Source organism: Syntrophotalea sp., from assembly GCF_050253115.1.
In the GTDB taxonomy this organism is placed as follows: domain Bacteria; phylum Desulfobacterota; class Desulfuromonadia; order Desulfuromonadales; family Syntrophotaleaceae; genus Syntrophotalea; species Syntrophotalea acetylenica.
Genome location: NZ_JBFWJQ010000013.1, coordinates 1 through 23,180 on the forward strand (window position 1 = coordinate 1; position 23,180 = coordinate 23,180).

Sequence of the window (23,180 nt, forward strand, 5' to 3'; positions counted from 1 at the left end):
GACGGCGGCGGTCAGAATAGCGAACGGCACACAGAAATCGCGAGAAAAGAACACCTTCGTAAAAGAAGTGCAACCCAAGCCACCGTGCATCAGCGGCATGCAACGGTCGACCCCGAGAAACGCGAGGGCGGCACCCATGGGCTGTGACAGGCGGATCGGGTTGATTTCCAACGGTTTTTCTCTGTGGCGGTTCAGTTCTCCCATGGGGCCCTCCGTGCGACATTTTTAAACACTGGATTTTCCAGTGCGTTCTTCAGATCCTCGGCAAGGTTGAGCAAGCCTTGGTAACCGCCGTAACTTTTCTTTTTCTCCTGGTTGACATCGGCGAAGGCAATTTTTTTCTTGATAGCCGTATAAAGGCTGCGCCCGCCGGCCAGCAGCAGGTCGGCACCGGTTTCGTCGATGATCCTGGCCTGCTGAGAGCCCGGATCAGTCATCAGCACCGCCTGTTCTCCCAGATACCGACGTGCCTTTTCCTTGTCCGACTCGGTGGATTTGCGAACCGAGGTCGCCACTACTTCGAAACCCAGGTCCTGCAGAGCCGAAGCGATAGACCAGGATTTGTTGCCACCGGTATTCAACACAGCCTTTCTGCCATGGAAAATCTTCCGGAAGGGCGCCAGCCGCGCCTGCAACCGGGCCTCTTCGCATGCAATGAGCTGCCTGGTACGGGTGATCAGATCCGCATCCCCCAGCGCTTCGGCTATGGCCAGGATCGCGGCGCTTGTGTCGCGCTTGCCGTAAAACGAAACGGAGATAAAAGGAATGCCGTAACGCTCCTGCATCTTGCGCGGCATCGAAACCAGCGACTTGGCACACACCAGCACATTGAGGCGAGCACGATGGGCGGTGCGGATACGGGCTATCCGCCCGTCACCGCTGAGGGTGGAAAGCACCCGGATCCCGAGCTTTTCGAGCAGCGGAGTATATTGCCACATATCGCCGGTGACGTTGTATTCGCCGATCAGGTTGATATCGAAAGGGGTGATTTCCGCCGGTTCAAGGGTGCCGACAAGATGGGTCAGCACCGCTTCGCCGGCCAGCCGGCTGCCAAGGTTCTTGCTGCCGACAAAGCCCGGAGCATGCACCGGTATCATGGGTATGCCATGGTCCTGCTGCGCCTGTCGGCAGACCGCGTCAATGTCGTCGCCGATCATCGCCGTAACGCAGGTACTGTAGACAAACACCGCCTGAGGCGCGAACTGCGCTACGATGTAATCGATCGATGCCCGCAGCTTCGCCTCGCCGCCGAAAACCACGTCGTTGCTGCAGACACCGGTGGTGAGACCCATCTGCGTCATGTCCCGCCCCGGCCAGCTCGTATGGCTGAGGCGGGTCTGCCAGGAAGCGCCGATGCAGGTTATCGGGCCGTGCACCAGATGGGCGGCGTCGGCATAGGGGAATAGCGTTATCTGCGCCCCTTCAAAAGCGCAGCCGCCGCTGGTGGCGCCGGGCACCGTCACATGGCAACCGGCCTTTCTGGTGCTGTTATGCGCGCAGGCGCTCTCGTCGAGCAGTTCACGAATTTTGGGTTTGGTTGCCAAGGCCTGATTCCTTTTCGTAACACAGAAAAAACCGGAAGGGGTCGTTGGACGTCTTCAGGGAAGCAAACAGCAATATCCCTGCCAGCATGAAACCCCCACATTCAGGCCGTTACCAATGAACAAAAGAGATAAAATGCGGATAAAATGACAGGCCGTGACGTTTTTTCAGGCAGATAAAGCGTGCAAAAACGGGGTGATGATTTTTTGATGTTGATCTATCCATCGCATGTCAACACAAGCACAAAAACCGGCACGGCCGGCTGATGGTCAGCCGGCCGCAACAAATGACAAGCAAAAATCCTGGGACATCCCCTTTTTCTCAGCGGCTGCGCTGCCGGGCGCCAAACCCACCAGGCTGAGAGCCCGATCCCTGCTGACGCGTCCGGTTGACGGAACGCTCTGCCTGCCGGGTTGCGCGCTCCTGCCCGGCAGAAGGGGAACGCTGATCGGTTCGGGGGCTGCGCCGCTCGGCTTTGAAACCTTGCTGACGCTGCTCGATTCCGCTCTGGCGGGAGCCCTGGTTCTGCTGCCTGACCGGGGTACGATAATGCCTATCCGTGCCCGCCTGATCCGGGGCGATGACCGGTCGGCGGTAAGAAGTGCGGTGCTGCTCGGATCGTTGCTGCCTCTCCGGCGAGCGGTATATGTTCGGCTCACGACGCTGAACAGGCTGGCGTAACTCCGGGGACCTGCGGGGTGCCTGCCTTACAGGCTCCTGCCTGTGGTATGTCCGGCGCCGGTCATAGCGTTCCCTGTGCGCCGGCGCCGGCACGGAAACGCGATGACGGTAATGTTCGGTCGGCCGGTAATACCAGCGGTGACGCTCGAAAAAACGCGACCCCATATAAACCCGGGAACGGATATGCACCGGGTGACGATAGCGGAAGCGTGGACCATCCAGATAATAGAGCCCGTAGTGCAGATGTCCGCTTCGATAAATGTAACTGAAGCTCAGATAGATATTGAAGGGATAGTAAAAACTCGACGGATAGTAGTAATAGGCACTCGGGTAATAAGGATAGTACCCATAGGCATAAGACGCCGGAGGCGAAACTACATAAACGTCGGTTTGCGGGGGCGGGTCCTGAACACCGTCATTGCTGTCCGCGACAATCTGCCATGAACCGTCGGCCTGGCGGCAAGCTGTTCCGAAGCCCTGCTCCTCTCGGCCCCCAATCACGATGGTGGTAACGAATTCACGGCACGGCTGTCCTGCTTCGTTGGTATAAGTCTGCAACGGCACCACCGAACCGGAATGCCCCGTATCCGGGTTGACCCACTGCGCGACCTCGTTGGCGGGATTGTTTTCCAGAGAATACTGCAGAGTGTCCGACATGGCCAGCTGCTCCGACTGGTGAAGACCTTCGGCGGGCTGGCCGAAACTTGCGGTGGCGCTGCCTGCAATCGCCAGCACAATAGCCAATAGTGATGCCTTCCTTAACATAACCGACCTCCCCGGCGCCCCTGAACTATCCAACCTTGCCCGAGCCTGTTGATGACGGGTGATTTCCCGCGCAGGGCCTGTCCCGGTTCGCGAAAAACGCCCCTGATGCTTTGCTCTTTTCTTTAAGACGCATTTTCCACCGATCGGTTTACAATCCCCGACAAAAAAACGGGCGGAGAGGTCAGCCCTCTTCCGCCCGTTTTAACCGGCAGACAAACTCCAGACAGCCCTTTATTACCGAGGCCCGTTCCAAAACCAAACAGCGCAAGGTATTCGACGGCAAACCAGGGGGTTTGTCTGATCAGCTACAGGAATTTTCATTTTTGCGGTAACGGATCACGTGCACATTTTCCAGGGTGACCATGCCGCCGGACATCATATCGTCGACACGAGGCATGATAGCCTTGATTTTCTCCGGGGTGTCGACCACCTCGACAATCACCGGAAGATCGGCGGAAAAGCGCAGCAGCTTGTCGGTATGGGTTACGCTGTGGCAGCCAAACCCCATAATGCCCTTGATCACCGTCGCGCCGGCAAAACCCTCGCGGCGCAACATCTCGACAAGCGCCTCATGCAGGGGCTGAGATTTCCAGCGATCACTCTCACCGATGAAAACCCGCATTAACGTCTGTTCTCCTTCGAGCTTCATATGCCAATCTCCCCTCATTGCTTTTCGTAAGCATCATATCTGCCGCGCCAGCCATATTCCGAGCGCGGCAAACAGCACAGATACAATAACATTCAACAGGATATTCGCACCGGCGGCAATAACACTGCCATCTTCGAGCAAACGCACTGTTTCGTAGGAAAAGGTTGAAAAAGTTGTGAATCCGCCCATAAAGCCCGTGGTAATGCCCATGCGCAGCTCAGCCGGAAGCACCGCACTGCGCAAGCCACCCTCCATGATCAGGCCAAGCAGCAGCGAACCGATCATATTGACAGCCAGCGTTCCGTAGGGCAGCCCCCTCCCCACCAGCGCATAAACCCAGCCGGAAACCAGATACCGCGATATGCAGCCACACGCACCGAAAACAGCTATAAAAACTACTTGCATTACACCCTCCCTGAATATGACATATCAATCCTGATCAGACCCGCTGCCGGCCAATTATTCCGCGCAACCATGAAAATTGTCAATTTTTTCCTGTGGCAGCCGCAAACAATTGTCAAGACCAAAAAGCCGCCGACCATCATGCGGCGCTTTATCCTTCGGAATGGCGGCGCGCCTTTCCCAAACCGGCGTTCAACTGCTAAACTGGTTTTTATCCGGAAACGGTTCTTTTTCCATACGAAAATTGCGTTGTGCCCATTGGAATTTTCCGGCTGAACGCCAAACCGGCACCCCTGAATCCACGGAAGGAGGCTTAACGATGCATGAGGCGATGCTTTACGACAAAATGCCGGATAACCGGGTACGCTGCCGCCTGTGCGCGCACCGCTGCATCATAGACGACGGCCACCGGGGAATCTGCCAGGTCCGGGAAAATCGCGAAGGAGTTCTCTGCACCCTGGTGTACGGCCGCACCATCAGTCAGTCGGTCGACCCGATAGAAAAAAAACCGCTGTTTCACTTTTATCCGGGGTCCCGGTCTTTTTCCATCGCTACCCCGGGGTGCAATTTCCGCTGCGCCTGGTGCCAGAACTGGGAGATCTCCCAGATGCCCCGCGAACGGCACCTCATCGGTGGACATCCCGCCACGCCGGACCAACTCGTCGAAGAAGCCAGGCGCACCGGCTGCCGTTCCATCGCCTATACCTACACCGAACCGACGGTCTTCTTCGAGTACGCCCAGGATACCGCCCGACTGGCCAGGGCCGCCGGCCTGGGCAATGTTTTTGTCACCAATGGCTACATGACCTGCGAAACACTGGATATCGCCGCCTCCTGGCTCGATGCCGCCAATGTTGACCTGAAAGCGTTCCGGGACGCGACCTACCGCCGCCACATCGGCGCCAGACTGCAGCCGGTACTCGACAGTCTGAAAAAAATGAAGGATCTCGGCATCTGGCTCGAAGTGACTACCCTGGTCATACCGGGGCTTAACGACGATCCGGCGGAACTCAGGGAGCTGGTCGAGTACATTGTCCGGGAGCTGGGTTGCGACACTCCCTGGCACATCAGCCGCTTTTTCCCCGGATACCGGATGCGCGATGTACCGCCAACGCCGGTCGCCACCTTGCGCCAGGCGGAGGAAATCGGCCGCACCGCGGGCCTGCGCTACATCTACCTGGGCAACGTGGCGGAAAGTGCCGACACCTTGTGTCCCGGCTGCGGCAGGGAGCTGATCCGCCGCCTCGGGTTCCAGGTAGCGGAAAACGCCATCCCGCGGAATGGGTGTTGCCCGGCTTGCGGCGAAACCGTGGCGGGGGTCGGCATGGCCGGAATGGATTAGGCAGGTCAGGCGATCTTGATGGTCTTGTACAAAAAGTTCTTGAACTTGTAGAACAGCCGGCGGTCATCACCCTCGCCGTTGGCATGCTCACAGGCTCCTAGCATTTCCGCGATTTGCGGCATGCTGGCGGCGCCTTGTTTTTTCGCCAGTTCGACAACCTCGGTGACAACGTCGCGGGAAATGCGTTTTTCCGTAAAAGGGCCGTGCAGACCGGTCCAGAAGTCCTCCTTGCCACTTTTGATGCGGTCGAAAACATCCTGTGCCACCTGACTGGTCAGCTTGCGGGCGGCTGGTTCATCAACATGCCGTCCCAACGAAGCCAGCACGCGGGCGATATCCGCCTCTTCGATGTTGCGCCCCTTGCGGAAAAACAGGGCCCGCACCAGGATGGTGCGCAGTTCGCGGATGTTGCCGACAAAGTGATGCCGTGCCAGCAACTGCTGGGCGGCGCGGCTCAGCGCCGGAGTTTCCTGTTCGGACTCGTCGGTTTTTTTGTAAACCTGGTGCAATTTGCCCAGAAAGTGCAGGGCCAGGTCGGGAATATCCTCGCGGCGCTCGTTGAGGGAGGGCACCTCCACGGATAGCTCCGAAAGCCGGTGATAAAGATCCTCGCGGAACCGCCCTTCCCGAATCAGCTGGCCGAGATCCTTGTTGGTGGCCGCCACCAGCAGTACCCGCGCATAACGGGTATGATTCTCCCCAAGGCGCACAAAACCGCCATTGTCCAGAAAGCGCAGCAGCTGCACCTGGGTTTTGGGGTCGGCGTCGCCGATCTCATCGAGAAATACCAGGCCGCCATGCGCTTCTTCGAGGATCCCCCTGCGGTCGGCGTGGGCGCCGGTAAAAGCGCCGCGTTTGTGTCCGAACAGCTCGGAATAGGTCAACTCCCCGCTGTAGGCGGCGATATTGGTCTTTTTTACCGGCAGCTCATTCTTGCCGCCGATATTCTGCTGATACATCTGGTTGAGGCGCGAATAGATATTGTTGAACAGAAACTCCTTGCCACTGCCGGTGTCCCCGGTGATGAGGATGGAAGGCAGCCCCAGGGTCGCCTCCTGCACTTCGCTGTTGAACCACATGGTGATACGATTGAACAGTGGTGGCGTAACCTTCTGGATGAATTCGACGATATCGCTCGCCTTGGCAGAATTGCCGATAATATTGCCAAGCTTGTAGGATGACACATTGGGATCCCGATAGCCGTAATCCCCGCCCAGGCGGCTGACTTCCCCGGTCAGTTTTTCGATGTAGAGCAGATCCGAGACATGGCGCGCGATCATGCGACTGATGATCTGCAGAATACGCTTGTGCTCGTCGGTGAAATAATACGGGCGCAGGCTGTCCATGCAGATGACGGCAATGACCTCGTCGTCACACACCACCGGAACGCCAAGTTCGCTTTTGATGATGTTGGTGACCTCGTGGTAGAAGCCGCCGGCATGTTTTTCCTCCATGGTATCGGCGACCATGTACGGCCGGCCGCTATGGGCGACATAGCCTGTCAGGCTGCGCTGCTCCGGGGGCAGATCGGTGCTGCCGATGCGCAGCGGCGGAATGTATTTTTTGAGGCGTTGTTTGCTCTTGGCGCCTATCAGCTTGCCATCCGGGTCTTCCACCACAAGCCAGCGCTGGCTCTGATCCTTTCGCACCAGGGCGATGCTGCCGGTATCGGCGCCGATAAGCTCGGTCGCCTTGGACAGCACCCGATTCAGGAAGGAAGGCAGACCCTGGAACTTCTCGTGCAGCAGATCGTTGATTTCCGACAGAACCTTGATTTCCACATGCTCGTCGCCGATTTCCTGGATGACCCGCTGGGCCATCTCCGCGTGGGCTTCGAGCAGTCCCTTCTCAAAATCGCTGAAACGGTGGGCTCCGCGGGTATAGTAGTTGACCAGGCAAATGACACGGCGGGTACGGGCATCATAACGCGGCACCACGTAAAGCGATTTTAGTCCGAGCTGTTCGGTCAGATAGCGCTTCTGCAGCATTTCCGAAGACAGGGTCGGGAAATAGAGTGGTTCAAGAAGAGTTTCGTCCACGATAACGCCGGCACTGCTGATGTAGCGGGACAACAGGGAAGTGCCGGGACCGAGGTTGACCATCGGCTGGTTTTCATAGGCCCGCTTGTCCTCCAGAACATCGGCGTAGGAAGCCAGAATCTGAAGACATTCCTCGCTGCTGTCGGGGCCAAGGGGGGTCGGCACCAGCACCGCGGCAAGGGCCAGCTTGTCGATGAGCTTGACGGCCGATTTGACCATGCACAATGCCGCTTCTTTCTTTTTCGCTTCGTCGACCCAGCGCGACAGCGCCAGTTGCTGATGATAAAGGCGGGCCTGGTCGATGGCGGCCGCCACCGCACCGTCAAGAAAACCGCGCAGCTGACGGGCCTGAGCGTCATTGAGCACCGCTCCGGGGCGGCTGGAGTCGACCGCCAGAACGCCTACGGCGCGACCGTGATGCATCAGAGGCAGGTGAAAGGTGGCGCGAATATCGAACAGGTCACCCAACTCGCGGACCGTGATGTTGTCGGCTGCGGACATATCCGGCATGTGCAGCTCTTCGTGGGTGTGGTAGACCAGGGATACGGGAAACTCGGTATTGTTGATGGGGAAAAACCTTGCCCGGATACGCTCGGCCTGGCGACCGGTGGCCATGGCGCAACTCAGCGCCCCCCTGGTAAGGTCTTCGAGATAGATGCGAATGGTATTGCGGCCGGTAACAAGGTGCACCGCCTTGGCCAGCGCATGCAGGATATCGTCAAGGTCCTCCTTGCCGTAGATGAGAATTTTATCGGTGAGCAGCTTCAACTGGGCGTTTACAAAGGGGTCCATGATGTCTCCGGCAGCGATTGAGTAAGGTTTTTACTCGGGGAGTATATCTTTTCGAGCATCTCCGTGTCAAAAGCCTCATTGCAAAGACGCGGCGCGGACGGTAACCGCCCGGAGCTCCCGCATCGGACAGAAAAGCCTTGCTCCGGACAGGTAAACATTGTATTCCCTATAGCCCGGTTCGGTCATGGAGGATCTTTTTCGACATCCTGGCCGGAAAATGGCACACGATTCATCGACAAAGGAGGATCCCATGGGTCTGTTATCCAATACGGTAAGTATCTGTCAGTTCAATGTGGTCGGCGAAACACCGCCGGAGGATTTCATCGAGTGGGCCGGCCGCTGCCTGGCCGGACAGGCTTTCCAGAGTATCGAGGGCAGCAGCGAGGAGCAATCCGTGGGATGGGTCCATCTGGACGACTTCGAATCCTGCGATTTCACTTCCCCCGAGGCGTATGCGCGGGACCACTATCTCACCTTCAGTCTGCGACGCGATCGCCGGCGCATTCCCGGCGGGCTGCTCAAGGCCCACCTGGAACGGGCCGAGCAGAAATTTCTTGCCGACCATCCCGGCCTGCAGCGGGTTCCCAAAAACAAGCGCGAGGAATTGCGCGAAGCGGTACGCGGCACCCTGCTTTCCCGCACCCTGCCGTCGCCGGCCACCTTCGACGCGGTCTGGGATACACGCAACGGCCGCCTGACGCTGACCACCCTCAATGGTCAGGTCATCGAACTGTTCGAAAATTTGTTCAAAACCTCCTTCGAAGGCTTGCGCCTGGTCGCGGTACATCCCATGGCCCGGGCAGAAGCGGTGCTTGACGAAAGCCTCAAGCCGGCATTCCAGAACCTCAACCGGGCAGTGAACGATGCCGTGCTCGACCAGATCAGGGACAACCTGTGGCTGGGGTGGGATTTTCTTCGCTGGCTGGTCGACCGCACCCTCCACTCCGGGTCCGAATACCGCGTCAGCCAGCCGGGACCGGCCCTCGACGGAGAGGGTTTCACCGCCTATCTCAACGACCGGCTGGTCCTGAGCGGCGGCAACGATGAAGGCACCCAGAAAATTACCGTCGCCGGCCCCCAGGACCATTTTGACGAAACCCTGGCGGCGCTCGAAACGGGCAAGGACATCGGAGAGGGAACCCTGTACCTCGAAAAAGGCGAACTGCAATGGAAACTGACTCTCAAGGGAGAATTGTTCCAGTTCGGCGGCTACCGCTGCCCTGCGGTCAAACTGGAAAAGGATGCGTTGACAGACGAAAGCAGTGAACGCCTGGCGGTCTTTTTTGAACGCATGTATGTCCTGGAAGAAGGCCTGCAACTGTTTGACAGCCTGTTGCGCGCATTTCTCGAAGCGCGCCTGTCGGAGCAGTGGTGCCCCCCTCTGACTGAGCCCCCTGCCGTCGGTTGATGGCAAACAGTACCCCGGCGGGATCCGTTTAAACGTGTCCCGCCGGACTCCTAAGGCTCTCCCCTGCCGGTTCCGCCGCCCCTCCAGCCGCTTTGGCTGCCTATAAAATACCAGAGACGAACGTGCAAGTACCCTTTACCACAAATGGTAGATTTTTATGTCTTTCTAATGTCGGAAATCAGGCGTATAAGTAATAAATCGTTTGCCGCCGACACCTTCCGCCTGATCCGCCGACAAAGGGATGACTTATTACCATGACCAAACCATCCATTTTTCAACGGCTCTTTTGCCATCTTCCCGACATGCTGGCCGTCATCGACCGCGATCATCGCCTGATCATGTGCAATTGGCGCAGCGGCTACGATTATGTCCCCGAAGAACAGCGGCAGGGGCGGCCGCGCTGCTATGAAGTTTTTTACCCCGGTCAGGGCAGACCCTGTGATCCTTGCCATGCCATGGAGGTGTTCCGCAGCGGCAAGCCGCTGGTCACCGAAAAATACAACACCCGTGTCGGCCACCTTGAAGTACGCTGCTTTCCGATCCACGATGAGCACGGCGAGCTGACCATGGTGGCGGAACAACTCTGCGATATCAACCAACGCAAAGGCGCGCTGGAAAACCTGGCCACCCGTGAAACACAGTACCGCACCCTGGTGGAAAGCCAGGTCGATCTGATCTGCCGCTGGCGACCCGACACCACCCTGACCTTCGTCAACGCCGCCTATTGCCGTTTTTTCGGGAAAACCCGCGAGCAGCTGATTGGCGCAAAATTTCTGGATATCACCCCCCCGAAGATGCGCCCTCCCGTCGAGGCTCATGCCGTGTCGCAGATGGAAAACCCGCGTGTGACAACGGTCGAGATCGAAATCTGCAACCCCGAGGGCGAGGTGCGCTGGCAGAGCTGGACCGACTGCCCCATTTTTGACGAACAGGGCCAACTCCTGGAGTTTCAGTCGGTGGGAAGGGACATCACCCAGGAAAAACACGCCCTTGAGCGCGTGCGTGAAAGTCAGACCCGGTACCGAAATTTTTTCGAAAACGACCTGACCGGAGATTTCATCGCAACCACCGACGGCTATCTCGTCGACTGCAATCCCGCCTTTTTGCGCATCATCGGCTTCCCCTCCCGTGAACAGGCGATGAAAAAAAACCTGCTGGAACTGTTTTTTCAGGATGACAGGCCTGCCGAATTTTTCGACACGCTGCAGCAGCAGGGAAAAATGGAATACATCGATATTACCACCTGCAAATGCGATGGAACCCCTTTGCACCTGATTGCCAATCTGGTCGGTGAGTACGACGGGGATGGGCAACTTAAAGCCGTCGAGGGATTTCTTTTCGATAATACCGATCTCAAAAACCTGCAGAAGCAGTTTCTGCATGCCCAGAAGATGGAAGCCATGGGCCGACTTGCCGGCGGTGTGGCGCATGACTTCAACAATCTGCTGACGGTGATCAGCGGCTACAGCCAGTACCTGCTTCAGAAATACCCCGATGAAACCCTGCAGGGCTGTCTGGAGCAGATTGTCAAGGCCGGGGAACAGGCAGCCTCCCTGACCAGCCAACTGCTGGCTTTCAGCCGCCGGCAGGTGATGCAGACCAGGGAAATGGATCTCAATGCGGTCACCGCCGACATGCAGAAAATGCTGCGCCGCATCCTCGGGGCGGATGTCGAACTGGTGGTGATGCGCGACCCTCGGCTCGGGCTGATCAATGCCGACCGCGGCCAGATCGAGCAGGTGATTGTCAACCTGGCCGTCAATGCAAGGGATGCCATGCCCAACGGCGGTAAACTGACCATCGAGACCATCAATATCGAACTCGATGAAATCTACTCCAGCTGGCATGCCGGACTGGCTCCGGGCTATTACGTCATGATGTCGGTTACCGATACCGGCTGCGGCATGGATACCGAAACCATAAACCAGATCTTCGAGCCGTTCTTTACCACCAAGGAAACGGGCAAAGGCACCGGACTGGGTTTGTCCACGGTCTACGGCATTGTGCAGCAGAGCGGCGGGCATATTCATGTCTACAGCGAGCCGGGACTGGGCACCACCTTCAAGATCTACCTGCCCCGCATCGACAGCCCCTTACATGACACGACCCGCGAAACGGCCGCAAGCCCGGTTCAGAGGGGCACCGAAACCATCCTGCTGGTGGAAGACAACGAATCGGTGCGCGATCTCGCCCACATGGTACTGAAAGGCAACGGCTACAGAATCCTCGAGGCATCCGGCCCCCAGGAAGCCCTGAAAGTCTTCGACGGTCACGACGGTCACGTTCACCTGCTGCTGACCGACGTGGTCATGCCCGGCGGGAGCGGCCCCACCCTGGCCGAGGAACTGCGCAACCGCCAGCAGGACCTAAAGGTGCTCTATGTTTCCGGCTACCCCCAGGATACCCATGCCATCCGGGATCTCGACACGCAAAAGGGCGCCTTTCTGGCCAAGCCCTTCACGCCCGTTTCCCTCGGGCTGAAAGTCCGGGAAATCCTGGGCTGAACCCCTTTTCGGTTTCACCTTTCAAAAAAAACCGCCTAAATACATCCAGGCGGTTTTTTCAGGGAAACAGCAAATCACAGCTTATTGTTTTTGTCAGGCATCGCATTCGCTGATATCGCGGTCGATAATCTCCTGACCCTTTTCCACGCGTCGGCGGTTGGCGTCGCGCAGGCTGAAGACACATCCGCAGTATGGCTGCTGGTAAAATCCTTCACGGCGCGTCACTTCGAGCATGCGCTGCGCGCCACCCTGTTTTCGCCAATTCACCGGCCAGAAGCTCACTCCGGCATGCCGGGCGGCAACCGCATGGCCGGCGGCATTGACCTGCTCCAGATCCTTCCAGCGGGAAATGCCCAGGGTTGTGGCAAAAACCTCAAAACCGTGAAACTCCGCATATTCGGCCGTGGCCTCCAGGCGCATCCGGAAACAGGTCTGGCAGCGCTCGCCGCGCTCGGGTGTATCCTCAAGACCATCCACCGCACCGAACCAGGCCTCCGGAGCATAATCGGCATCCACAACCACCACGCCGAGTCTGGCCGCAAAGGCCTTCATCTCCTCCTTGCGCCTGAGATACTCGTCGCGCGGATGAATGTTCGGGTTGTAGAAAAACAGAAACACCTCGACGCCGGACCCGGTCAGTGTTTCCAGGATGCCCCCGGCACAGGGCGCGCAACAGCAGTGCAGCACCAGGCGGCGCGCGCCGCCGGGAATCCGAAGATCGCCAGAAGTTTTTCGATTTTCCAGAGTCACCGGACTCACCTCCGTTGGATGTCATGTCGGAAAACAGCCTCTGCCGACCAGTATATCCTCGGGGCGGGCTTCACACAAGCACCACGCCGGCCCGACGCGCCCTCCGACAAAACAACTCTTGACAACAGCTGGTATTTGGTTAATTGTACAAATACACAAGTTCCAGAAAGGAGAACGATTTGCCTAGCGAAAGTGAAAGGCTGCTGTTTTTCAGCGATTTTTTCAAGGCCCTCGCGCATCCCACCCGCATTCATCTTGTTGAAGATCTGGCGGAAGGCGAAAAATGCGTCTGCGACCTGGCCGCGAAAATCGACGCGGATATTTCAACCGTGTCACGCCACCTGCGCGAACTGCGCAATGTCGGTATTGTCGCCTGCGAAAAACGCGGCAATCAGGTTTTTTACCGCCTGCGCGCCCCCTGCATCCTCAATTTCCTGCAGTGCCTGTGCAGACTCGGCCAACAGCCCGCATCAGGCCGCAGACAAGGAGTCTGACCATGGATTGGAAAAAGGAATGGAAACCGCTGGCCTGGATCGTTGGCGGGTTCGTGCTCTGCTACTATCTGCCTGTCGACTGGCTGCGGGGTCTTGAGCGCCTGCAGAACGCAGTATGGGAATCCCTGTACCTGGTTCGCTGGTATGCCCGGGAGCATGTGCTGCTGTGCCTGGTGCCGGCTTTTTTTATCGCCGGCGCCGTCGGCGTTTTTGTCAGCCAGGCCTCGGTCATGAAATATCTCGGCGCCCGCGCCAACAAGGTGCTCGCCTATGGTGTCGCCTCCGTCTCCGGTGCAATACTGGCGGTTTGCTCCTGCACCATCCTGCCGCTGTTTGCCGGCATTTACCGCATGGGCGCCGGGCTTGGACCGGCCTGCGCCTTTCTCTACTCCGGCCCCGCCATCAATATCCTGGCCGTCATTCTGACGGCGCGGATCCTTGGGCCGGAACTCGGCATTGCCCGCGCCATCGGAGCGGTGCTGTTCAGTATTATCATCGGTCTGTGCATGCATCTGCTGTTCCGCCACGAAGAACTGGAAAAAAACCCTGCGAACATGGCCATGCCGGAACCGGAAGTGACCCGGCCGCTGTGGCAGAATGCAGTCTACTTCGCTGCGATGGTCGGTATCCTGGTATTTGCAAACTGGGGGCGACCGTCCTCCGAAACCGGCCTGTGGCATAGCATCTATGCGTCCAAATGGATGATCACGGCGGGTTTTGCCGCACTGCTGGGACTGATCCTGGTGCGCTGGTTCCAGCTTCGCTGGTGGAAAATCGCACTCGCAGCATTGCCGGTGGCGCTTCTGGCCCTGGCTTTTCCGGAAACCCCGGGCATTGCCTTCGTGGTCGGCATCCTCGAATTATCGTTCATCCTGCAGACCGAAGGAGAGGAAATGCGGGAGTGGTTCGATGTTTCCTGGGGATTCGCCAAGCAGATTCTGCCCCTGCTGCTGATCGGAGTGGTCATCGCCGGGGCGCTGCTCGGACAACCGGGATCCGAAGGCCTGATCCCCTCGGAATGGGTTGCGCGCTCGGTCGGCGGCAACTCGCTGAGCGCCAATTTGTTCGCGTCCGTGGCCGGTGCCTTCATGTATTTCGCCACCCTGACGGAGGTCCCGATTCTGGAAGGATTGCTCGGCTCCGGCATGGGCAAGGGTCCGGCCCTGGCCCTGCTGCTGGCCGGTCCGGCACTGAGCCTGCCGAACATGCTTGTAATCCGCAGCGTGATGGGGACCAAAAAAACCCTGGCATTTGTCACGCTGGTGGTGATCATGGCCACCGCAAGCGGTTTGATTTTCGGCACGTTCTGGGGCTGACCGGAATCGGGCCAAAGCAACGGATGTGTTACCTATAGAAAGGAAATCATGATGAAAAAGATTCAGATTCTCGGCAGCGGCTGCAAAAAATGCCAGACCCTTTACGAGCAGGCCCAGGCGGTCGCCGATGCGCTCGGCATCGAATACGAGATGGTCAAAGTCACCGATATCAAGGAAATCACCGCGTTTGGTGTCATGATGACGCCGGCGCTGGCCGTCGACGGCGAAGTCAAGGTCTCTGGCAAGATACCCAAACCGGACGAGTTAAAAAAGTATCTGTCCTGAAACGGCTCTTCGTCGGCAATCATTTTTGTGCCGGGGGCCTTCGGCCGTCAAGGCCGTCGCCCCCCGGACAGGTGCCGACGACAATCAACACACCGGGTACTTGCCCTCGATCAACTCCCCGCACAGCCTACCCACCTTCGCCAGCGCATCTTCCAGGATAGTCCGCGCTGTCCGGCTGACCATGTCAAACGGCTGCCCCGGAGCGGGCAGGATCCGGGCCGCCATCATCTGCGGACGATCGACGGGCATACCGATCCGGCTGACCAGAAACACGTAAACCTCCTGCAATGCCGGAATCTGTTCGTAAATCGCCCGCGCCGCCTGATGCGCCAGCACGTTGTAGATTTTTCCGACATGGCTTACCGGATTTTTGCCCGCCACCGCTTCGGTTCCGATGGGGCGGCCGACGGGGATCAGTCCGTTGACGCGATTGCCCCTGCCGACCTGGCCGGAATCGGCATCTTCCGCTGAAGTCCCGAGCAGGCTCAGATAAACACCCCCAAGACCGCGGCCGGGGACATCCAGGGCATTGAGACGGACGCGAACCGCCTCGAACCCCGGCCACCTTGCCGCGTAATGTTGCAGATCCGCCAGCAGCATCCGTTTGCGTTCGAAATAGCTCCCCTCGCTGGCAACCTGCAGGGCCAGCAATGGCATGGCGACGGTAAAGTCGACCTGCCGGCCGCGGCGCACCCCCATGACCTTGACATCCTCGCCGGTGTCGGGAAACCGGGTCTTGAAATCGACACCGTTGACATACCGTTCCAGATCCAGCACGGCCTGTTCCGTCGGGCTCAAGGGATAATAGCCGACGGCCGCTGAGCTGTCGTTGGCGCATCTTAGGGCTTCGGGCCTGGCAAAAATATCGGTCAGTTCTTCCGATCCCGGGGACAGAACCACCCGGCAGTCGAGATGCCGCTCCGGATCGACGAACCGCATGTGGCCTCTCAGCCAGTCTTTGGCCGCGGTCGTTGCGATTTCGTTAACGGGAATCCTCTTGCCTTTTGCCAGGACGGTGGCGCGATCACCGATCGTCAACTCCATCGGTTTGAGAATTCGGCCGCCGCCAAACCATTTTTCGGTGCTGCCGGCAGTCAGCAACCCCTTATCGATATTGTGGTGCAACACCGCCCCGAATTCTTCCAGATAATAGCGCGACAGTTGCAGGGACACTTCCTCCAGCATGGCATCGCACATGCTGTCGGGATGACCCAGCCCCTTGCGTTCCACGATTTCGAAAGCCTGATCGGCCACCGCCGGGCACTGCAAAGGTTCCACCAGAATCATTTGCCGCCTCCTTGCATCAGAGTCTCGGACCCATGCATCTCGACCTTCCGCTTTCAATTGTACAGTGCTTTTTCCCGGAAGCCATTCGGCCGTGTCTGCCTTGCGGGCCTCAACTTGATTCCGGAGGGGGAAATATGTTAGGCCTCAAGGGCATGTGCTCATCCGGAAGCGCCGGATGGAACCGCCTTGACCATAAGAAATTCAGACCAGAGCCCCTGGCCAGAGAGGAATGATGCTCGAATTTTTAAGCGCTTCGACACTGTTGTTCATGTTGCTGAACCCGTTTTTACTGGTGGTTTACCTCATCGATGTGTTCCAGAAATTGTCCACCGCCATTTTCGCGCGGGTTATCCTGCGCGCCGGTTGCATCAGCATCGGGGTATTCACATTTTCCGCACTGCTGGGGGAGATGGTTTTTCGGGACATCCTGCAGGCCCGCTTCGCGGCGTTTCAGATCTTCGGAGGGATCGTTTTTTTGCTGATCGGCTTGCGCTTCGTGTTCCATGGCAATGCCGCCATCGAGGCACTGCGCGGTGAATCCCGGTACATTGCCGGCGCCATTGCCATGCCGCTGATGATCGGTCCCGGCACTATCGGCGCCAGCATCCTGATCGGCAAGCGCCTGGGACCGGGGTTGGCCGTGTTGTCCATTTTTCTCACGGTACTGCTGAGCGCGGCGGTCATGATCCTTCTCAAGCGGATACATGATGTGGTGCGATCCCACAACGAACCGATGCTGGAGCGTTATATCGAAGTCGCGGGCCGGATTACCGCCCTGGTGGTGGGGACCTTTGCGCTGGAAATGATTATGCAGGGTGCGGAGGGCTGGTTACGGACCTTTTTCTGATTCGCCGCGCATCAGCGGAATTCGATCTTGTAAAACAGATCGACACCACTTTCCTCACCGGTGGCCGACTCCAGTTCCCAGTGCTTGCCGAGACTGTAGCGCAGGCGGAACTCCTGTGTATTGCTGAACAGCGACTGCCCGATGCTGACATACAGACTGGGACTGAGGTATTTGCCGATGGTCAGCATGGAGCCGGCAACATCGTCCACGCCGGAACCGCCGCCGGCTTCAAATCCCAGCACATCGACCCCCAGCTGGCGTTTGAGGCGGTCGCGCATCACCACCGACTCCCCCTGCGACAGCAGCAGACCGCCGGCGGTCATCAGCAGGTCGGCTTCCCCGGCGTTGCGGGCCGAGGCACGCCCGAGGATGATGTAGGCCAGCCGGTCGCTGTCGGACATGGCCGGATCGGAAGTGAGCTTGACCACCGGCGCGCGGGGGGTGCCGCTGACCTGGACGCCGGCCTTGACCTTGCCAACCGTGCGCAAGGCAACGATATCCAGGGCGGGTTGATCGAGAGGTCCATGGAAAAGCAGATTGCCGCGGGTAATATCGAGACGGGTGCCGTAGGCGGCATACAGACCCTCGGCCACGCTGATGCGCCCTTCGGCAGTCATCGCCTCGGCGCCGATATCGGTCAGGCGCAGCTCGCCGGTCAGACGGGCATCGAGCCCGTAGGCCTTGACCAGCACATGGTCCCCCAGCAGCAGCCGGATATCGCTCCGGATATGAAAATCACCGGCGGTTTTTTCCGGAACCGGCTGCCCTACCAGCACCACATCATCGCTGGGGGTGATGACCGAGGGTTTCTTGTTGTCCCGGATCAGCACCTCGGGCAGCTTCACCGTGCCGGTGAGCCGGAGTCCCGAAGCGGTGCCATGCAGTTGCAGATCGGGATCGGCCATGACCTGCAGTTCCGGCAGATTGATCAGCTGCACGCGGTGGCCCTTCAGGGTCAGGTCATAATCAGCCGGCTTCCAGTCGCGCAACTGCAGGGAACCCTGCCCCTGCAGGGTTCCTTCACCCGACTGCAGCGCCAGGTTATCGATCAGGACACGATCTTTGTCAAGTCGTGCCAGCAACGCCACCTTCCTCAGTTCGATGCCGGCGATGGGCAGATAGGCACCAGCATCGAGCAGACGTGCGGTACCGCTCAGCTGTGGCTGTGCCCAGGTCCCCCGGCCACGCAGTTCAAGTTCCAGGCGGCCGCGGCTTTCCTGCACCGCTCCCGGCAGCAAGGCCGTAAGCAGCCCCAGTTCGCTGCTGCGACCGTCAACGGCGATATCCAGTTCACCCTCCGGTGAAATTCGTACCGGCAGCCGTGCCGGCACCGGCAAACGGAAGGTGCCGTGCAGCCGGCCGTATTCCCCCAGTTGCAGATCGGTGCGGCCACGCAACCAGACCTCGCGCCAGTGCAGGGCGATGGTGGCGTTCTGCACCGGGATGCGAATCTGCCCGTGGTCGCCGCGGCCGATAATCTCACCGTCGGCGATGGCCAGCTCTCCGTCCGCGGCCAGCTGACGACCGCCGGACAGGTCCCCCTGCAAACGGCCCGTCAGCCTTCCTTTGACGACAGTCCCGGCGGGCAGCAGGGACGCAAACGGCTGCAGGTTCAGATCCTGCCAGGAGACCTGCCAACGGGCCTGTCCGGGCAGGGAAAAAGCCTTGCCGGGACCACCCTGAAGGGTTCCCTCAAGCCGCCCCCCCTGCTTGAAAACCGCCTCCATGGCGGCTTGCAGGCGGGCGGGCGTCCAGGACAGGCTGGTTTCGGCAGCGGTCCATTCCAGACGCAGACCCTCGCCTTCGAAGCTGCCGACGGCCTGCAGCTCGGCGCGCGCCTCGAAATCCGTAGCGCTTCGTTGCCGCCAGGAGGCCCTGCCGCTGGTGCGGCCTGCAATCCGGCTTGCCGGAAGCCAGTCCTGCGCATGGGCCAGCCGCAGGTTCCGCCAATCCAGCTGGGCCTGACCGGTCAGGGGCGTAAAATGGATCTTTGCCGAAGCCGACAGCTGTTCCTGCCCCCCCCCTTCCAGTTGCATGGGGGCAAGGCTCAGATCCTTTCCGGACAAGGCCAGTGCCGCAGGGGTGGCCAACCGCAGGACCCCGACGGCGTCCCGCAGAGTCAGATCGGTCAGCCGTCCCTGCCAGCGGGATGACGCGTAGCCCCCGTCCAGAGCCAGCGCCAGCTCTGCCTGACGCGGGAGCGCCAGTCGCGCCGTCAGGTTGTGCCGCTCCAGGCTGCCCTGTCCGCTCAGGGCCAGCGAGGGGACGAGAAAGCCCCCATGGTTCAAACCCTGCACGCGGATATCGACCTGGCCGGCGCGCTGTTGCGCAAGGCTGGCAGCAAGCTGCATCTGCTGAATCGCCAGCTCCTGGCGTTGCAGCGCGCGTGCCGTTGCATCGAGCTTTCCTTCCACTTGCCCGTCGCGCCAGCGCAGCCAGCCCCGCCCCTGCAGCGCCCCTCTCACACCCGGCAGCAGTCCCGCCAGGTCCTCCACGGCAGCACGAAAATCGATGCGCTGCCGCAACCGTCCCCGTGCAGCGAGATCGACTCCGCGACTTTTCAGTTCCAGCGACGCGACATCGACATCGCCATCCTGCATGCTGGCTTCGATGCGACCTCGCAGCGGATAGCCGCGCAGCGTGCTTGGCAACAACCGAACCTGGACCGCGGCGACGTCCTGCCCGGCGTCGCGGCGGCTCCATGATGCTTGCCCCTGCAGGTTGATATCGCCCGGCCAGGCCAGGCCGGCCGCCTCGGGATTCAGATTCCGGCCGTTGAATGTACCCCTTGCCTCCAGCTGCGGCGTCCAGCGCAGGACGCCGCTTCCTTCGATAACGCCTTCCAGACCGGACAGACGGAGGCTGGTGAGGCTCAGGGTTTCCCGATCACCACTGAAAGCCGTTTCCAGGCGCAGGTTGCGCCAGTCGGCGCCGTTATTGCTCAACGCCAGCCTACCGCCGAAGGCCTCCGGATCGGCGTGCAAAGCGAGGCTGCCGCTCAGACGGGTTTGTTGGCCCGCGATGTACGCCAGATCCATATCCTTGAAATCGCCGGTAAAGTCCGCTCGCGGTCTGGTCTCCGCCCAGTCGATGGTCGCCTTGCCATGCAGGGACCCGCGTGCCGACAACAGGCTCAAATCCACGTTGTCAAAGCTCAGAGCGGTCGGCGCCAGGACGAAAGGCGTTGTAAGCAGCACGCCGCCGGCTACCGGCGCATGCCCGCCGAGCCGCAAGCTTCCGGTCAGCTTTCCAAAATCTCCGGGACGAGCCCCCAGGGCCAGCAGCACGGGGAGGTCGGTCCTTGAATCCGGCCTGGCCAGGCTTGCAGCCTGCAGCCACAGGCCGGGTTCGCGCCAGTCGATCCGCGCCCTGGCGGTCAGGGCTCCGGCCTCGCACAAACCGACAAGCAAAGGGATATGCAGCCGACGCCGGGCCCATTTGGCCCTGGCCGCCAGGCCTTCCAGATAAAAGCTCTGCGTATCCGAAAATTTCCAGGAGAGGCGCCGTATTTGCAGATCTTCCAGGGTTATGCGCACCCGGCCCAACCAGTCGGGCAGCGCCGGCCAGCTCAGATTAAGCGGTTGCAGCGGCTGGTCCTGTTCGGCGGCGGTGACAAGGTGTACTTCTTCCAGATGCAAAGCACGGATCCGCAAATGACGGGGCAGCAGGCCGGTTGCACGCCAGCGCCATGCCAGTCGCTTGATGGAGGCCTGCCCGCCCTCCCAGCGCACCGTCACCCCCGACAGCACCATGGCATCAGAAAGCCGGCCCTCGATGGACTGCACCGCGACCGTCTCTGGCATGCGACCCACCAGGGTACGAACCAGCCACGCCGATCCCCGGGAGGTGGCCATGACCCAGTAACTTCCGGCCGTCAGACCAAGAAAAACCAGCAGCCCCAGGCCGACGAGAAGATAAAGGATATTCCGCTTACCAGCCATAACCGATACTCAGATGAATGCGGCAGGACGGGTCGTCTTCCCCGACCTGCCGGGCGATGTCCAGTCGCACCGGGCCAACCGGCGTATAATAACGCACCCCCAGCCCCGCACCCTGGGCCAGCCGGATGTGGCCGGGATCGTCAAAAGCGTTGCCGACATCGTAAAATACCGCCAATCCCCATTTTTCACCAAGAGCCCGTTCCAGCTCAAGACTGCCAACCAACAGATATTCACCGCCGACAACGTCGCCGTTGTCGTCCCTGGGACCGAGGGACTGGTAGGCATAACCGCGCACGCTCTGGTCACCGCCGGCGAAAAAGCGCAGCGATGCCGGTATCTTTTCCAGCGGCTCGTTCTGCAGGGACCATCCGGCATTGATACGGGACAGCAGCGACAACTGCCCCGGCAGTCCCAGCAGAATGTTGCCGGAAGCCATAAACTGCAGCAGCCCGATATCGGAACCGAGATAAGGATGCCCGCCACGCACCTCGATGCTGTAATGGTAACCGTTTTTTGGCCGGATCAGGCTGCGATAGTGACGGTGGGAAAAGCGCGCCCCCGGCAGCACCATGCGCATGCCATCGGAGGCCTCACCCACGGTGTAATCTTCGTGGAAAATCTGCAGATAGGTGGAGAATTTTCGGCCGTTTTTAAGATCCCACATTCGTTCCGCCTCAACGCCGAGCTTGCTGGACAGAAAGGTGTCGGCATCCTCCCGCTCATAGGTGAGCCGCAGGGCGGTAAAACTGTTGAGACTCTCCGCATCGGGCCAGACATAGGAAGCGCCGACCGTCTGCGCCTTTTGGGCCAGATTGGCCTTGAGATTCAGTTCGTGGCCGCGATTGAAAATGTTCAGGTCCCGATATAGCAGCGACATGCGTGCGCCGGTATCGGTGCCGTACCCGATACCGGGACGCAGCCGCCGCGACGGCGACGGTTCAAGCAGTACATTCACGGGGATGCGCCGATCCTTGGCATTCTCGCGATCGGCAACCAGCCGGATGTCGCTGAAACGGTCGGAATCGAGCAGTTGCAGCTGCGTTTCGCCAAGACTGGCATGGGAGAAGATATCGCCGGGCTCGAATGTCAGAAACCGCCGCAAGAAAGCCTCGGGGTAATCCTGCGCGCCGACAAAACGCCCCTCACCGAAATAGTATCGAGGCCCGGTATCCATCTCCAGGGCGATTTCCGTCGCAAGGGCAGCGACATCGACACGAATTTCATGTACCGAAAAAGCCGCGTCCAAATAGCCGAGTTCCAGCGCCTTATCGAGTAATTCCTTCTTGAATTCTTCATAAACGGCCTGATCCAGAGGATCACCAACCTTCAGCGGAAAAGAATCCGCCAGCCTGGTCAAGGCGCCCCGTGCGCTACCCGGGCCGACAACAGCCACCCGCCGTTTCGTCACCCGCATCGGCTCACCGGGAGAAATGTTCACCTTGATCAACTGGCCGTCGGCGGCTTCTTCCAGATGGCTTTCGACCCGTGGGGTGAAATATCCGAAAGGCTGCATGGCCAGCGCGACCTGCTGCGGAATTTGCGCCATATACCGTTCCATCCAGCGCCGATCGATCTGGCCATCGCGGACCAGTCCCGGCGGCAGAGCCAGCGCCGCTTCCACATTGGCACGCACCGCACCTTCAAGTCCCGCTAGCTGCAAACGCAACGGTTCGGCAGCATGGGCCCATCCCGCAACAACGAAAAACAGCAACAGCAGCCCGCCCGCGGCCGCCGCAAATTTCACGGAGATTCCATGTCGCCTTGCTTGCCGCATCTTTGCCCGCCGTCACAGCATCGTGGGATCACATTTATTCTGCAGACCGCAGAAACTGCCCTGAAAAACGCCATCATGCACCAATGCCAGCCCCGCGTCCATAAGCATTTGATATATCACATCACTTTTTGGAAAACCTTGCCGCGGCACAGGTGTTTATTACCGATGATATCGCAAAAAACGTCCAACATGTAGAGCCGCGAGCAGGATTTTCGGCCCCGTGGCGCCGCCCCTTTCGGCAATGGTTATTATGGAAAAAAATCCCCTTTGCGGTATGAAAAATCGTGCTAGAATGGCTGCTTGTTTTTGCGTGCGGGATGGATAGCTGGTACCCGGACATACCGGCAGCGGTCCCTCCTGGC

General features: G+C 59.5%; 17 protein-coding genes. 7 read left to right on the forward strand and 10 right to left on the reverse strand.

Annotated features, from left to right (window positions below; all coding sequences use genetic code 11):
* The 5 genes from AB7E65_RS02705 to crcB form a co-directional block, all read right to left on the reverse strand.
* Positions 1-204: nitrogenase component 1 (locus AB7E65_RS02705; RefSeq protein ID WP_428745219.1), on the reverse strand; the 204-nt coding region annotated here is incomplete at its 3' end.
* Complete coding sequence (nifE, locus tag AB7E65_RS02710) at positions 192-1,544, reverse strand: nitrogenase iron-molybdenum cofactor biosynthesis protein NifE (RefSeq protein ID WP_428745220.1); 1,353 nt, start codon at positions 1,542-1,544, stop codon at positions 192-194. The genes AB7E65_RS02705 and nifE, both read right to left, overlap by 13 nt.
* 319 nt (positions 1,545-1,863) lie before the next feature.
* Complete coding sequence (locus tag AB7E65_RS02715; protein WP_083558544.1) at positions 1,864-2,988, reverse strand: RT0821/Lpp0805 family surface protein; 1,125 nt, start codon at positions 2,986-2,988, stop codon at positions 1,864-1,866.
* A 301-nt stretch (positions 2,989-3,289) separates the two neighbouring features.
* Positions 3,290-3,637 (reverse strand): DUF190 domain-containing protein, encoded by a 348-nt coding sequence (locus tag AB7E65_RS02720; protein ID WP_428745221.1) that lies wholly within the window; start codon positions 3,635-3,637, stop codon positions 3,290-3,292.
* A gap of 33 nt (positions 3,638-3,670) precedes the next feature.
* Entirely contained in the window at positions 3,671-4,042 is a 372-nt protein-coding gene (crcB, locus tag AB7E65_RS02725; protein WP_072286387.1) for a fluoride efflux transporter CrcB, read from the reverse strand.
* Between the two features lie 316 nt (positions 4,043-4,358).
* Between crcB and amrS the strand changes: the two genes are divergently transcribed.
* Positions 4,359-5,381, forward strand: a complete 1,023-nt coding sequence (gene amrS, locus AB7E65_RS02730) for an AmmeMemoRadiSam system radical SAM enzyme (protein ID WP_428745222.1) — start codon at positions 4,359-4,361, stop codon at positions 5,379-5,381.
* Positions 5,382-5,386: 5 nt separating this feature from the next.
* Here the strand turns inward: amrS and AB7E65_RS02735 are convergent, their stop codons facing one another.
* The gene (locus tag AB7E65_RS02735; RefSeq protein ID WP_072286389.1) at positions 5,387-8,212 is read right to left on the reverse strand and encodes a GPMC system transcriptional regulator; all 2,826 of its coding nucleotides are present in this window, start codon (positions 8,210-8,212) and stop codon (positions 5,387-5,389) included.
* A 250-nt stretch (positions 8,213-8,462) separates the two neighbouring features.
* Between AB7E65_RS02735 and rdgC the strand changes: the two genes are divergently transcribed.
* The gene (gene rdgC, locus AB7E65_RS02740; RefSeq protein WP_072286390.1) at positions 8,463-9,620 is read left to right on the forward strand and encodes a recombination-associated protein RdgC; all 1,158 of its coding nucleotides are present in this window, start codon (positions 8,463-8,465) and stop codon (positions 9,618-9,620) included.
* 254 nt (positions 9,621-9,874) lie between these two features.
* Entirely contained in the window at positions 9,875-12,124 is a 2,250-nt protein-coding gene (locus tag AB7E65_RS02745) for a PAS domain S-box protein (RefSeq protein ID WP_428745223.1), read from the forward strand.
* Between the two features lie 93 nt (positions 12,125-12,217).
* Here AB7E65_RS02745 and AB7E65_RS02750 read toward each other — a convergent pair whose 3' ends face one another.
* Positions 12,218-12,874, reverse strand: a complete 657-nt coding sequence (locus tag AB7E65_RS02750) for an epoxyqueuosine reductase QueH (protein ID WP_235605475.1) — start codon at positions 12,872-12,874, stop codon at positions 12,218-12,220.
* A gap of 179 nt (positions 12,875-13,053) precedes the next feature.
* On the opposite strand from AB7E65_RS02750, the gene AB7E65_RS02755 reads away from it, so the two are divergent.
* From AB7E65_RS02755 to AB7E65_RS02765, 3 genes are read left to right on the forward strand one after another with little or no spacing between them, the layout of a single operon-like run.
* Positions 13,054-13,368, forward strand: a complete 315-nt coding sequence (locus AB7E65_RS02755) for an ArsR/SmtB family transcription factor (RefSeq protein ID WP_072286393.1) — start codon at positions 13,054-13,056, stop codon at positions 13,366-13,368.
* A 2-nt stretch (positions 13,369-13,370) separates the two neighbouring features.
* Positions 13,371-14,684, forward strand: coding sequence for a permease (locus tag AB7E65_RS02760; RefSeq protein WP_072286394.1), 1,314 nt, complete (start codon positions 13,371-13,373; stop codon positions 14,682-14,684).
* A 51-nt stretch (positions 14,685-14,735) separates the two neighbouring features.
* On the forward strand, positions 14,736-14,969 hold the full coding sequence (locus AB7E65_RS02765; RefSeq protein WP_072286395.1) for a thioredoxin family protein: 234 nt from the start codon (positions 14,736-14,738) through the stop codon (positions 14,967-14,969).
* A gap of 84 nt (positions 14,970-15,053) precedes the next feature.
* On the opposite strand, the gene AB7E65_RS02770 is transcribed toward AB7E65_RS02765, so the two are convergent.
* Positions 15,054-16,256 (reverse strand): methionine adenosyltransferase, encoded by a 1,203-nt coding sequence (locus AB7E65_RS02770; RefSeq protein ID WP_428745224.1) that lies wholly within the window; start codon positions 16,254-16,256, stop codon positions 15,054-15,056.
* Between the two features lie 232 nt (positions 16,257-16,488).
* Between AB7E65_RS02770 and AB7E65_RS02775 the strand changes: the two genes are divergently transcribed.
* Positions 16,489-17,103: a MarC family protein gene (locus tag AB7E65_RS02775; RefSeq protein WP_072286397.1), complete on the forward strand. Its 615-nt coding sequence runs from the start codon at positions 16,489-16,491 to the stop codon at positions 17,101-17,103.
* An 11-nt stretch (positions 17,104-17,114) separates the two neighbouring features.
* On the opposite strand, the gene AB7E65_RS02780 is transcribed toward AB7E65_RS02775, so the two are convergent.
* On the reverse strand, positions 17,115-21,044 hold the full coding sequence (locus AB7E65_RS02780; RefSeq protein WP_428745225.1) for a translocation/assembly module TamB domain-containing protein: 3,930 nt from the start codon (positions 21,042-21,044) through the stop codon (positions 17,115-17,117).
* Complete coding sequence (locus AB7E65_RS02785) at positions 21,034-22,788, reverse strand: autotransporter assembly complex protein TamA (RefSeq protein WP_428745226.1); 1,755 nt, start codon at positions 22,786-22,788, stop codon at positions 21,034-21,036. Before AB7E65_RS02785 ends, AB7E65_RS02780 begins: the two co-directional genes overlap by 11 nt.
* Between the last annotated feature and the right edge of the window lie 392 nt (positions 22,789-23,180).

What these genes read in the sequence shown, in the direction of transcription:
- AB7E65_RS02735 (WP_072286389.1), bottom strand. Translation starts at nt 8,212, where the DNA reads ATGGACCCCTTTGTAAACGCCCAGTTGAAGCTGCTCACCGATAAAATT.
- amrS (WP_428745222.1), top strand. Translation starts at nt 4,359, where the DNA reads ATGCATGAGGCGATGCTTTACGACAAAATGCCGGATAACCGGGTACGC.
- AB7E65_RS02720 (WP_428745221.1), bottom strand. Translation starts at nt 3,637, where the DNA reads ATGAAGCTCGAAGGAGAACAGACGTTAATGCGGGTTTTCATCGGTGAG.
- AB7E65_RS02770 (WP_428745224.1), bottom strand. Translation starts at nt 16,256, where the DNA reads ATGATTCTGGTGGAACCTTTGCAGTGCCCGGCGGTGGCCGATCAGGCT.
- AB7E65_RS02765 (WP_072286395.1), top strand. Translation starts at nt 14,736, where the DNA reads ATGAAAAAGATTCAGATTCTCGGCAGCGGCTGCAAAAAATGCCAGACC.
- AB7E65_RS02780 (WP_428745225.1), bottom strand. Translation starts at nt 21,044, where the DNA reads ATGGCTGGTAAGCGGAATATCCTTTATCTTCTCGTCGGCCTGGGGCTG.
- crcB (WP_072286387.1), bottom strand. Translation starts at nt 4,042, where the DNA reads ATGCAAGTAGTTTTTATAGCTGTTTTCGGTGCGTGTGGCTGCATATCG.
- AB7E65_RS02745 (WP_428745223.1), top strand. Translation starts at nt 9,875, where the DNA reads ATGACCAAACCATCCATTTTTCAACGGCTCTTTTGCCATCTTCCCGAC.
- AB7E65_RS02775 (WP_072286397.1), top strand. Translation starts at nt 16,489, where the DNA reads ATGCTCGAATTTTTAAGCGCTTCGACACTGTTGTTCATGTTGCTGAAC.
- AB7E65_RS02760 (WP_072286394.1), top strand. Translation starts at nt 13,371, where the DNA reads ATGGATTGGAAAAAGGAATGGAAACCGCTGGCCTGGATCGTTGGCGGG.
- AB7E65_RS02715 (WP_083558544.1), bottom strand. Translation starts at nt 2,988, where the DNA reads ATGTTAAGGAAGGCATCACTATTGGCTATTGTGCTGGCGATTGCAGGC.
- rdgC (WP_072286390.1), top strand. Translation starts at nt 8,463, where the DNA reads ATGGGTCTGTTATCCAATACGGTAAGTATCTGTCAGTTCAATGTGGTC.